This is a genomic window from Flavobacterium psychrophilum (assembly GCA_001708385.1).
Lineage (GTDB): Bacteria > Bacteroidota > Bacteroidia > Flavobacteriales > Flavobacteriaceae > Flavobacterium > Flavobacterium psychrophilum_A.
Genome location: CP012388.1, coordinates 3,842,787 through 3,854,869 on the forward strand (window position 1 = coordinate 3,842,787; position 12,083 = coordinate 3,854,869).

Annotated in this window: 10 protein-coding genes; 6 read left to right on the forward strand and 4 right to left on the reverse strand. The window is 37.7% G+C overall.

Translation table 11 applies throughout. The annotated features are described in order from the left end of the window. Positions 1 to 227 precede the first annotated feature (227 nt). Positions 228 to 2,351 (reverse strand): sodium:proton antiporter, encoded by a 2,124-nt coding sequence (locus ALW18_17060; GenBank protein ID AOE54066.1) that lies wholly within the window; start codon positions 2,349 to 2,351, stop codon positions 228 to 230. Further along, entirely contained in the window at positions 2,352 to 2,936 is a 585-nt protein-coding gene (locus ALW18_17065; protein ID AOE54067.1) for a hypothetical protein, read from the reverse strand. 224 nt (positions 2,937 to 3,160) lie between these two features. Here ALW18_17065 and ALW18_17070 point away from each other — a divergent pair, with 224 nt between their 5' ends. The 3 genes from ALW18_17070 to ALW18_17080 all read left to right on the forward strand — a co-directional run bounded on the left by ALW18_17070 (position 3,161) and on the right by ALW18_17080 (position 5,699). After that, positions 3,161 to 3,532, forward strand: a complete 372-nt coding sequence (locus ALW18_17070) for a hypothetical protein (GenBank protein ID AOE54068.1) — start codon at positions 3,161 to 3,163, stop codon at positions 3,530 to 3,532. Positions 3,533 to 3,757: 225 nt separating this feature from the next. After that, positions 3,758 to 4,510 (forward strand): transcriptional regulator, encoded by a 753-nt coding sequence (locus ALW18_17075; GenBank protein ID AOE54069.1) that lies wholly within the window; start codon positions 3,758 to 3,760, stop codon positions 4,508 to 4,510. Between the two features lie 28 nt (positions 4,511 to 4,538). Beyond that, a complete protein-coding gene (locus ALW18_17080; GenBank protein AOE54070.1) occupies positions 4,539 to 5,699 on the forward strand; it encodes a 2-polyprenyl-6-methoxyphenol hydroxylase in 1,161 nt (386 codons plus the stop codon). Between the two features lie 164 nt (positions 5,700 to 5,863). Here the strand turns inward: ALW18_17080 and ALW18_17085 are convergent, their stop codons facing one another. Both ALW18_17085 and ALW18_17090 read right to left on the reverse strand, forming a co-directional pair. Next, positions 5,864 to 8,560, reverse strand: a complete 2,697-nt coding sequence (locus ALW18_17085) for a hypothetical protein (protein ID AOE54071.1) — start codon at positions 8,558 to 8,560, stop codon at positions 5,864 to 5,866. Between the two features lie 835 nt (positions 8,561 to 9,395). Continuing rightward, positions 9,396 to 9,752 carry an HxlR family transcriptional regulator gene (locus ALW18_17090; protein AOE54072.1) on the reverse strand — a complete coding sequence of 119 codons (357 nt, stop codon included), beginning with the start codon at positions 9,750 to 9,752 and terminating at the stop codon, positions 9,396 to 9,398. A 136-nt stretch (positions 9,753 to 9,888) separates the two neighbouring features. Between ALW18_17090 and ALW18_17095 the strand changes: the two genes are divergently transcribed. The 3 genes from ALW18_17095 to ALW18_17105 all read left to right on the forward strand — a co-directional run bounded on the left by ALW18_17095 (position 9,889) and on the right by ALW18_17105 (position 11,726). Next, the gene (locus tag ALW18_17095; GenBank protein AOE54073.1) at positions 9,889 to 10,671 is read left to right on the forward strand and encodes a short-chain dehydrogenase; all 783 of its coding nucleotides are present in this window, start codon (positions 9,889 to 9,891) and stop codon (positions 10,669 to 10,671) included. 21 nt (positions 10,672 to 10,692) lie between these two features. Next, the gene (locus ALW18_17100) at positions 10,693 to 11,016 is read left to right on the forward strand and encodes a hypothetical protein (protein ID AOE54074.1); all 324 of its coding nucleotides are present in this window, start codon (positions 10,693 to 10,695) and stop codon (positions 11,014 to 11,016) included. A 344-nt stretch (positions 11,017 to 11,360) separates the two neighbouring features. Next, a complete protein-coding gene (locus tag ALW18_17105; protein ID AOE54075.1) occupies positions 11,361 to 11,726 on the forward strand; it encodes a CoA-binding protein in 366 nt (121 codons plus the stop codon). Positions 11,727 to 12,083 lie beyond the last annotated feature (357 nt).

Genomic DNA, 12,083 nt, shown 5'->3' on the forward strand with positions numbered 1-12,083 from the left:
GACAGAAATTTAAAAGCTTACAGTCTGATTCTCCTATATTATTAATTGGATCTCACGCCGCTTGTGAATTTTTGTAAATGTAAGATTAAGAAAATTACTAGTAAAGCCAGAGGAAACCGCTTTCAGAACTTGATTTTTTTTTTGACTAAACACACAATGATTGCAGCGATACGATAGTCTGATTAATAATATGATAAAGATTCTTGAATATGAAACACTACCATTTTCTATCTAAAAATTTTTCCAATAATCTGGCCAATCTCTGCGAAGTCATCATGGTTGCTTACAGCCCTTTTCTCAGCAACATTCTGATAGGTTTTAGAGAAAGGATAAATAAGCATATAATTATTGTTTCTTAATTTATCATTTAAAATTTCTGGTACATTGCGCATTCGAGGGAAGTAAGATTGCATACCACTATCGGCCATCATTACAATCAAACCTTGATTTTCTTCAAGTTCCAAAGCAGCAAGCTCTGCATCTCTCCAAGAATTTACTATGTTAAATTTAGCCTCAATATTAGCTTTAGCAATAATGCGCTTGAGAACTTTTACGGTTTCATCGCCAGCGTAAAACTGTATTGTGGCGCCTGAATTCCGTGCAATATTCCATATTCTTAAAAGCGAATGAAAAAAGCCGGCTTCGCGCTCTGCATTTGAGGGGATAAGTACTATATATTTTTTGACTGTTGCCACTGGCTGTACCGCATGGTAGATCATTATGTTAATATGTTTATTGCGCAAGTAGCCATTATGCATGTTGTACACAAATGATGTTGAGAAACCTTTACCGCCCTCGAGGCCTATGATAAGATCTGTGACATTTTGCTCCTTAATTACATTGTTAATTCCAATAACTACATCGTTATCATGCCGTGTAATAGGTTTTAACTTTACATCTGCTGCTGCTGCCATGTTTACGGCAGTACCCAATATTTTTTGTGCATTTTTAGCGGAAGATTCATTCATGTCGTCATTAATCACGTTCACCGCGAACAGTCTGTCTTTATTGGAATGCGTTTTTACAAGCAGCCCCAGGTTAACTAACTTTTCTACAGTCTGTTCATGGTTCACCGCAAGCAATATTTTTTCCAGTTCCTCACTATTTCCGGATACTGTTTCGTCTTTGTCTACATCGGCAATCCTTTGGGCGCTTGCCATAGAGACGAAAGACGAAACTGTACAGGAAATTAGTATTAACAATATGCTGCCGTTAAGGACGTGCTCGTTTAGTAACCTTACTGGTTCGCCGGCTGCATTTTCAGATATTATGATATTGTATCCAACCATCACCGAGGCTAGTGTCGCTGCTGCAGATGCAGCACTAAGCCCAAAGATCAACTGCCCCTCATCATTTGTTAAACGGAAGGTCTTTTTAGTCAAGAGTGCAGCAACATATTTTCCACCTATAGAGGCAACAATCATTATTGATGCTACTCCCAAGGTCTCCCAGCTTTTTATAAAGGCAGAGAAATCAATCAGCATCCCTACACTTATCAAAAAGAAGGGGATAAAAATGGCGTTGCCCACAAAATCCACACGGTTCATTAGTGAGGAGGTATGGGGTATCAACCTATTTAGTGCCAACCCTGCAAAGAATGCTCCAATAATTGCTTCGATGCCTGCCAATTCAGCCAGCAAGGCAGCTAGGTATATCATTACGATAACAAAAATATATTGTGATATTTTGTCTTCCACTGTCTTAAAAAACCATCGGGCAATGATAGGAAAGAGTAGCAAGACAACTAGTGCAAATACAGTCATGGATATCGAGAGCTTAAGCCAGAACTCAGTTCCGACTTCTCCCTGTGACATACCAACAACTACAGCTAGTACTAATAGCGAGAGTACATCGGTAATCATCGTACCCCCAACGGTTATATTTACTGAGAGGTTTTTGGCTATGCCGAGCTTACTCACCATAGGATACACGATAAGGGTGTGGGACGAAAAAAGGCTGGCGAACAATACTGAGGTAAGGAGCGAAAATTGCAGGATAAAGTAGCCCCCAATAAGACCCAGTAAAAAGGGGACAATAAAAGTGTAGATAGAAAAGGTGATGCTTTTCCATTTATTCTTTTTAAAATCACCCATGTCAATTTCAAGTCCCGCAAGAAACATAATGTACAATAGACCGGTAGTTCCTGTCACAACAACGCTGCTATCTCGCGAAAGCACATTGAAGCCATTAGGGCCTATAACGGCACCTGCTATAATTAGGCCCAGTAAGTGCGGCACTTTTATTTTGTTCAGTAGCAATGGTATGCAAAGGATAATAATAAGCTCGATAAGAAATTTTAAAAGCGGGTCCTCGATCGGGAGGCTTACATGGTGTATGCTTAATAACATAATTTATTTTTTTGGGGAGGGAGTCAATTCTACTGAAAATTTCGCTGTGCAGTTATCCTTGCCCGTAATGGTTTGCATGCCCTTGATCACTTTTTTCCTGACATCATCAAGCACAACATTCATTTTTACCTTATTTTTTGCTGTACTGTCGGTAGCAAAATCCAGTATTATTTTATTGTCAGTAAATTTAGTCCTGTAAACACGCACAAGTTTATCGTTGTTAAGTACATTGGCAAATACTCCGAGTGAATCTGAAGCAAATTGCCACACTTCGTTACGCTGGTCCCCAATGACGTAATTACTGCAATTGGATTCCCGGCAAACCATTTTGCTGCTCCATTGTACACCAAGGCTGTCCGGCCAGGTTTTAGCAATAAGTGTATCGGTCTGTACCTCTATATCTTTCAAAGCAAATACGCTGTCCCGCATTTTTAAAAGCTGTTTATAGTCCGCTTCCTTTGTTTCAAATTCCTGCTCACGAACTGTAAGTGCCCTTTCGCGTTCGGCAAGCCCTTCTTCCTTTTTATGGTCGCAGGAAATAATTAAAAGTAGTACGGTAAAAAGCAGTGGTAATTTTTTAAAAGCCATAGTAGTGATTTTGAAGAATTACAATTTAATCAAAGTGTGACTTTAAAGGCTTTAAAAAAATCATAAAACATAAAAAAAAACTGTACTTCTTGATTTTATGTCAAAATAATAAAGCAGCTAAATGTCCTTAAAATCTTATTTGATTTTTCAGAGCCATAAGATTGATTGAACGGTCATGGTCACTAACTTCCATTTTAACCTACCTGTTGAATGCCCGTATAGCGATGGAACAATCAAGCCAGAGAAAAGTGTTTTTGCAACTTACCACAACTGATTTCAAATTTTTTGCAGATACCTTGGCTACAACTTTCAGAGAGGTTTTGGAAAAAGATTCCCGGATTTTTCAAACGCAGCTGATACACCCGCTGATCAGTACATGCTTTTACAAGCTGGCCCCACTATCAGGCAAGGGTATAAATTTTGCGATGACTGATCCTTATATATTAGCAGGTGAATTTGCTAAGCACGATAATCACAGCCGTGCTTTTAAGCAATATGAAAATAAAATGCGCCCCTATGTGGCATTTTGCCAAAACTGCCCCTTGGTGTACCGCGTATTGTTTATCCAACCTCAGTTTTGGATGTTACGTTGTTAAATAATATTTTGTAAATTATTGAAATTAAGATAGTTAATTCAATAATGGCATTTCTTGTAAACAAAGAAAAGAAAAGAAAAAGTGACATTGAACTGCCTAATTACAATAAATTTTCTGCCTGAAAAAATAATTATTTTACAAGTTGAACTTCTTGTCTTTACCGCTTTCAGCTAATCTGGATTTTCCATATATTTAGATGGTTAAGATTTAACAAGCTATATTCTCATGGACGACTTACAGTATACATTCATTAAGCCGGATAAGGAGCTTGCAGACTTTGTGGAAAGCTTTGGAGTATTTTACATGGGGCTTGGGCAGCCTAAAGAAGTGATTATAATACCTGATGGGAAAATAGATTTGTTCTTTACACAATCGGGACAAGGAGCTTTTAATGTAGTGCTTACAGGATTAGAAACCCTGCCCAAGCAAAGGAGCATAGCGCCCGGGACACTTTTTTTTGATATTAATTTTAAACCGCTGGGTGTAGAATATATTTTGCGTACCCCAATTGCCAATATAGTAAACAGCGCAAAATACCTTCCGGATGATTTTTGGAATTTCGACGCTGCTACTTTAAAAGATTTTAATGCATTCCATAAAAAAGCAACACAAAAAATCAAAGAGCTCCTGCCTATTGAAATTGATGAACGTAAACGAAGGCTTTTTGAGTTGATTTACGCTTCAAACGGGGAGATGAGTATAAAGGAACTCTCAATTAAATTGAACTGGAGCGGTAGGCAAATGAACCGTTATTTTAATAGCCGCTTTGGGATGCCGTTAAAAGCATATTGCAATATATTACGCTTTAGGGTATCCTTAGAACATATAGCGCAAGGTGAAATTTCTCCCAAGCTCAACTTTACCGATCAAAACCATTTTATAAAAGAAATAAAAAAATTTTCAGGAGTAGTACCCAAAGAATTATTTAAAAATAAAAACGACCGATTTGTACTATTATCCGTGTTGAAACAGCAATAGTTTTGCCTGTAAATTAATTATTCAAAAGATGATATTACAGGATAAATCGGTGGCTATTATAGGCGGGGGGCCTGGAGGCCTTACACTAGCCAGGCTTTTGCAACTAAAAGGGGCAAAAGTTAAAGTATACGAGAGAGATGCAGATGAAAATGCCCGTGTACAGGGATCGCCCCTTGATCTGCATGCAGAATCGGGACTGGCTGCATTAGACGAAGCGAAACTTATAGACGCTTTTAAAGAAAATTTTCTCCCCGGGGCCGATAAAATGATCATAACAAATGAACTAGCAGAAGTATTTTATAGTGATCATGCCACTAAAGAACCTGAAAATTTTGAGCATGCGCATTTCAGGCCTGAAATAGACCGTGGTACTCTACGAAAAATACTATTAGATTCCCTAGATCCCGGAGTGGTAGAATGGGCAAGCCAATTTGTTTCTATGGAACAGCAGGGGGAAGGATGGCTGTTGCACTTTAAAAACAGGCTGCCCCTTTATGCAGATGTCGTTATTGCTGCAGACGGTGCCAATTCCAAAATCCGTCCTTATGTAACCAGCATAAAACCTTTTTACTCGGGTATAACAATGCTTGAAGGTGTTACAGCTGCTCCCAAGGAATTATTGCCAAATATCGATGCGCTGCTAAAGGGTGGAAAAATTATGGCTTTCGGAAATGGGGAAAACCTGATAATTGGGCAGAAAGGAAATGGCGAGATAGGCTTTTATGCCAGTTTTAGAGCAAATGAGGACTGGACTACTAACATTGGTTTAGACTTTACAGATAATGCAGAGGTATTGAGGTGGTTTAAAGAAACCTACACCGGATGGAACAGCATTTGGGAAGAACTATTTGTCAACGCATCACAGCCCTATATTCCGCGCCCCATCTATTGTGTACCTATCAATCAATCCTGGCAATCTCTGCCTAATGTGACACTACTTGGTGATGCCGCGCATGTAATGCCGCCATTTGCCGGTGAAGGGGTAAACATGGCGATGCTTGATGCCCTTGAGCTAAGCCGATGCCTTACGTCAAAAGATTTAAATTCGCTAGAACAGGCTATAACTTCTTACGAAATGAACATGCGCAAAAGGGCAGCCCAGGCAGCCCAGGAATCACTTGATAACGGCGTACTTATGCATTCAGAGGAGGCACTAGCTGCAATTATTAACATATTTGATACACATTAAATATAACAAGCCCAATATTAGATTTTAGTAAGAAGATCATATATAGAGATATTTATATAAAATTATTGTGCCGTCGACGACGGCACAATTTGTATCAATGAAAATTTCAATAGGACTAATTTTTTATTTTTCTATTTGACTTCTTAAAATGATATTCCAGTCAATTATTTAACAATCAATTTTTTAGCTGTATTATGAGAAGTGGAACTTATTGTAACTGTATATATCCCCGCAGCTAAATTGTGATTTATTGGTGTTGTTCCTTTATGTGTACTTACCAAAACCTCTCTGCCGTTCATATCATTAATTCTCACTGTAGCCATTTCACCTGCCGGCAATTCAGGCATTACAATATAAAATTCATTGTTTGTAGACGGGTTTGGATAAATTACTGTTAGTGAATCATCTTCCGCTTTAACTTCTCCTTCATAGTTTACATTATTTTTTGCCACGACAGTTGTCTGAAATAACCATTGCGCACTTTCCCAACTATTTTGAGCTCCGGAGTATTGAGCAGTACCGTTAAGATTTTCAATATGGATCATATTACCCGTTTGCCATCTGTTCCTGATTCTTACCCAGGTACCATCAACATTTTCGTTGGACCATTGTGCGCTCCACCATGTAGATAATCCGGCCGTACATTGTACTGATCCCGTTAAGTTTTCAATATGCAGTATATCTCCTGTGCCGACATTTTTTAATACAAAATACGTGGCATCCACGGCTACTTTTTGCCATTTGTAATTATTGTTCGCTACCGTTGCGCCATACCCTGCGTTGGCACCGGCATCATATAAGTAATTATTGGTCCACCTGTTTTTAATGGTAATATAGTCGCCTGTGGTGCTACTGTTGTTAACGGTAACGGTGCAGGTATTTGTTTTGTTGCCATTTACAGTCGTTACGGTTATTGTCGCCGTTCCGCTTGAAATTGCAGTAACCAAACCTGAAGAATTGACTGTTGCAACACCGGTATTACTTGAAGCATAAGTAACAGATTTATTCGTTGCATTAGAAGGTAGTACCGTTGGTGTTAATTGTAAAGTAGCGCCGATGTTCAGCGTAGCTGTTGAAGGCGATAGCGTTACCGCAGTAACAGCAACAGCTGAGCCTGAACAGTTAGCATTTGGCATCCATGAAAACGCCCCCATCCCGCTGGTGTTCTCATTGGTAGTTGCATTACCACCCCTGTTGGCGTAATTCATGTTGCAATACGTTGCATTACCATTTGGTGAACCTGCTATAAGTACAAAATAACCTCTTCCCCAATCCCTGTTTAGTGCATTATTGTTTGGAAATTCTTTACCCGTTCCATTAACTGAAATATTATTAAAGGTAAGATTGTAGATACCGTCACCGGATCTTTTATTTATAGAAATAGCATCGTTTCTGGAATCTACAATATCAATATTATAAAGCTGAACATTCTTAACCTGAGTTCCGGCGTTACTGGCACTAAAAATATCCACTGCCGCTACAGGATTGTTGTACGTATCATTAAATGTTCCGCAGGTGGTTATCGTGATGTCATGTATTTCATGGCTGCCATTATTATTAAATGGAGCTCCGTCAAAATTATTACTTATTCGTACACCGGCCTCCAGGTTGTCTTTTATAATTAAGTTATAGGCTTTATTATCTTTTCCTCCATAAATCGCTAAACCGGAAGCACGCCAACAGTTTTCTGAAGTATTGTATCTAAAAGTATTGTTAATACATTCCTGCCCATTTGCAGACCATATTGCCTGATCATCATCCCCATTATTTCTAAAATTACAATATTCCACAATAGCATTTGAGGTTCCTTTGCAAAGATTAATCCCATCGGCATAATTATTTCTAAAGCGACAATGAGACAATGTAAATCCATCGGCGATTGCCGGGCCGCCAACATTGTATTGCGCAATCCATGCACCGCATTCAAAGTGTTCTGCCCAAATATTCTTTATTGTAGAGGCAGTTGTAAAAACGCCATTTATCGCCTTATAAGAATTACTTCTGGAAGTTGAATTTGTGGTTAGATAAAGGTCACCAAATGAGATGTTAGTTGCATTTGCTCTTAATCCACCGTTACCGGTACTGGCGTTCGTAAAATTAATTTGAGTATACCACATTCCCGCGCCTAGTAACGATGTATTGGAAGCACCAAAATACAATTCGCGGTTAACATTGAAAACACCGCTGGGAATAAATATTTTTTTGCCACCGTTTTGATCAATAAAAGTTTGAAGGTCATTTCCATTTCCGGTGTAAGTTACCGAACCGGCTGGGGCAGTAATACTGGCAGGAACCGGTTCCATCTCAGCATAATCCAAATGGATATTACCTGTTTCCCTTATCAGTTTTAATGTTCCGGATACAGCGATTTTAGCCGGAAGTTTGTATCGTACTTCGTCAAAGCGCATACGTGGATTTTGATTTGTAATTCCATTATTATTTGGATTCCCGTTGTTCCATAAATATTCCCATGACCAGTTTGAGGTGAGTGTCAGGGTTGTAATCTTCGTGTTACCATTATAAAGTCCTAGTGTGGCTGTTTGTCCATCATGAATGCTGTAACGAATCACAAGTCCATCGGCAGCTTCTGTTAATGTCCACTGTACTGTAGCGTTTGCAGCTGACATGTTTACGCATTGCTGGTTTGATGCTTCAGACTGTATATCAGCTTGCGAATATGATTTTGAAGTAACTGTAGCACCATTAGACAGTTGGCCTGAGTTTGCTTCATATCGTTTATATGGAGCATTGTAATAGCCACGCTGCGCATATAAATTAGAGGTAAGTAAAAACAGTAAGACAAATATTGCAAAGCAATATTTTAATCTTTTAAAATTAACATCGTGTAGTTGGTTGATCATAATCTTGGTTTTTAGTTGGTTTGTAATTTTAATTTTTGACTAAGCTATTCCATCAAAGAAAAAAATAAAAAAGATGTACAAAAAATCAAGATAACTATAACGTTGTAGTGTGTTTAAGTTTTTGATTGTCAATGTTTTTGTTGTCGTGTAAAAATTCAAAGATCAAGAAAAAGTAAAGTTGAAAAATATTAAATATTTGCTCCGCATGCTACTTGTCAAAGCCGATACCATGATCTGAAGCCTCAATTTTATAATATTTTTTATTGGGAGATCCTTACATGAGTTTCGTATATCGCAATTCTTTAGTTTGGAAGATGAAATCTTTGTTACAGGAGCTATATTTCCGTGGAGTATATTAATGAGTTCGATATCAAATTACTAAAAAGTTTGAGCCTTCAGGAGTTTTGAATTCGCTATGCGAACATTGAGTGGAATTGAAGTTACACATATGTTGAGGAAAATCAGACTACTAATCCTGTAATAAATTTGCCAAAATCATTCTATAAATTGTCTTCATAGAGTTTGCTAAACGCTCTTAGATTTTAAAGAGCAAATGAAACAGAACCCTTGCTAATTACTTTATTAATAATAATCGTTTTTACGAAAAAGGCTATTGACAGATCAATAATCTTTAATTATAGGTCGTCAGGTAATGTAATGGAACACTTAATAGTAATTTTGATATTTTTAGAGGCTTAAAGTTATTAGCAGGTTAAGATTTTTCGGCAAATTTAAACCTTCAAAGATTGTTGAAGTAAATAGTTGTAATTCTGTACAGATCGAAAAAGTTAACTGATGTTAAATCAAAAAGAGTATCAATTTTCTACATCTTAAGTTAATTTAAACGTTTTAAAATGACCGCACGTAAACGTTCTTCATGCTCATCTCCCCAATTCCCGATAGTTGAAATTACAGGAATCAATGTTTTTCCAAAATCTGTCAGGCTATATTCGACTTTAGGAGGCAAAACAGGGTAAATAATTTTTGAAACAAGTTCATGTTCCTCTAACTCCTTCAGCTGAATATTTAAAACCCGGCGCGAAGCATCAGGTATTTTACGCTGCAATTCACTTGGCCTTTTATGGCCCTCATTAATAAACCAAAGCAAACGTATCTTCCATTTACCGTACAGTACTTCACCAATTAGGTCAAGCCCGCAGTTTAAGTTAGGTATTGTTTTTCTTTCATACATATTACAAAAGTAATCCTATGTTCTTATATGTACAATAGGGGAATAATTTATCCCTATATGAATCGTAACTCCTTACTTGTGAGTAAGTAACATACTTGCGAGATTTGTACAATAGAAATTTAAAATACAACGCGATATGGATTATCAAAACGAATTATCAGGGAAGATTGCCTTAGTAACAGGAGGCACGAAAGGAGCTGGAAGAGCAATTGCAGAAAGGCTGCTACAAGCTGGAGCAACTGTTATTATCACTGCAAGAAACGCTCCGGAAAAAGAAAACAGCAAGCTGCATTTCATTCCATCAGACTTAAGTAAAGCAGAAGGAACACAAAAAGTTGTCAGCGATGTGCTGTCTGCTTACGGAAAGCTTGACATTTTGGTGAACAATCTTGGTTCTTCAACAACACCGGCGGGTGGCTTTAGTGCATTATCTGACGAAGATTGGGAATCAACCTTACAGGCTAATTTGCTTGCTCCGGTTCGACTGGACAGAGGATTTTTACCTCAAATGATAGATCGAAAAAACGGAGTTATTATTCATATAGCTTCTATCCAGGGAATACTGCCACTGTATGACTCTACTTTGCCTTATGCGGCTGCAAAAGCAGGATTAAGAAACTATAGTAAAAGTTTATCGAATGAAGTTTCGCCTAAAGGCGTTCGGGTGCTGACTGTTTCTCCCGGATGGATCAATACAGGAGCATCGAAAGCTTGGTTGGCTGAGATTGCAAGAAACGCCAATAGCACTGTAGAGAAAGCGCAGCAAGGAGTAATGGAAGCATTGGGTGGAATACCATATGGCAGACCTGCTGAGCCGGAAGAAGTTGCTGAATTGGTTGGTTTTCTTGTTTCTCCGAGAGCCAATTATTTATCAGGAACTGAATATGTTATCGACGGCGGTACAGTACCAACAATTTAATAATCCTTAAAAACAATTATAATGAACTTACCAAAAGTATTGACAGACTTGATTAAAGCACAGAACGAATTTGAGGCCGTGACTTACGCCAATTTGTTTTCAGAAACTGCAGTAGTTTTTGACGAAGGAAAAATGCATAGAGGAAGACTTGAAATAGAGCGTTGGATTGATCACTCAAACGAGCACTACCACGCAGTAATGAAACCATTGGAATATACCGAAGACGGTACAACAAGCATCTTAACCGCAGAATGTTCAGGAACATTTCCGGGAAGCCCTATCACACTAAAATTTAACTTTGATATTATTGATGGTCAGATTCAGCATTTAAAAGTAACAGATTAAAATTTAAAAGAGTGTAATTGTTTACTATAAGTTATTTAAATGATAAGGCCATTGGACTCAGTGGCTTTGTTTTTATTTTGCGAAGTGTCAGGTATCACAGTCTAAGACATTGTATGTTCAATTAAAACGTTATTAAGGTATAAAAAAAACATCTTACAATCAGCATAAGGCTATATTGCAAAAAGCCTGCAGTAATAATAATAGCAACTTTCATTACAAACAAATTCGAGGAAATATGCACAATAGATATATCCCTTTGTACATTTCTATACACTGGTTTTTAATCAACTTTGTACGCTACTACTTGAGGCTGATAAAGTAAATAAAATTCAAAATATTTAACTATGATTAAAAGAAAAACATTAATACTGGGTGCCACAACAGATTCCACCCGTTATTCATATTTAGCTGCTGTGCGTCTATCCAATTCCGGGCATACTATTATAAACGTAGGTTTAAAGACAGGAAATGTTGCCGGTGTTGACATTGAAATACCAGGAGAAATATATACAGATATTGACACGATCACTGTGTATATTGGCCCGTCAAAACAGCAACCGTTATACGATTATATTATTAAAACAAATCCTCAACGTATCATTTTTAATCCAGGTACAGAAAATGAAGAACTTAAAAAGTTGGCAAAAGCTCACGGCATAACAACAGAATATGCCTGCACTTTAGTCTTGCTATCATTGGGTCAATATTAATTAAAATTGGCATCGCCAGCATCTAATCGGATGTACTGGAGGTACTCCTATCGGCTTTAAGATTTAGATACAACATCAAAAGCAGCACTTCATTTTAATGGAAGTGCTATTTTTTTTTATAGCTTTTCGCTGATGTTTAATTTTCAATAATTAATTGTCCCCCCTCTTCTTGATAGCCATGAATATAATTATTTTCAGATGCCCGCATTTGCAAGTTGCTGTAAAAGTAAATCTTAAAGGAAAAATGTGCTACAGTAACCGCCTTATATCCATTTTTAAGGGTTTGATGTTTTCTGAACTTTGCATCGTGAGATGAAGTTCTGTAATGTGTTGAACATTTCAACAGCGGTACCGGAT

Excerpts from the sequence above, each read along its gene's own strand:
- ALW18_17100 (AOE54074.1), top strand. The coding sequence starts at position 10,693 with ATGAACTTACCAAAAGTATTGACAGACTTGATTAAAGCACAGAACGAA.
- ALW18_17095 (AOE54073.1), top strand. The coding sequence starts at position 9,889 with ATGGATTATCAAAACGAATTATCAGGGAAGATTGCCTTAGTAACAGGA.
- ALW18_17065 (AOE54067.1), bottom strand. The coding sequence starts at position 2,936 with ATGGCTTTTAAAAAATTACCACTGCTTTTTACCGTACTACTTTTAATT.
- ALW18_17075 (AOE54069.1), top strand. The coding sequence starts at position 3,758 with ATGGACGACTTACAGTATACATTCATTAAGCCGGATAAGGAGCTTGCA.
- ALW18_17070 (AOE54068.1), top strand. The coding sequence starts at position 3,161 with ATGGAACAATCAAGCCAGAGAAAAGTGTTTTTGCAACTTACCACAACT.
- ALW18_17105 (AOE54075.1), top strand. The coding sequence starts at position 11,361 with ATGATTAAAAGAAAAACATTAATACTGGGTGCCACAACAGATTCCACC.
- ALW18_17085 (AOE54071.1), bottom strand. The coding sequence starts at position 8,560 with ATGATCAACCAACTACACGATGTTAATTTTAAAAGATTAAAATATTGC.
- ALW18_17080 (AOE54070.1), top strand. The coding sequence starts at position 4,539 with ATGATATTACAGGATAAATCGGTGGCTATTATAGGCGGGGGGCCTGGA.
- ALW18_17090 (AOE54072.1), bottom strand. The coding sequence starts at position 9,752 with ATGTATGAAAGAAAAACAATACCTAACTTAAACTGCGGGCTTGACCTA.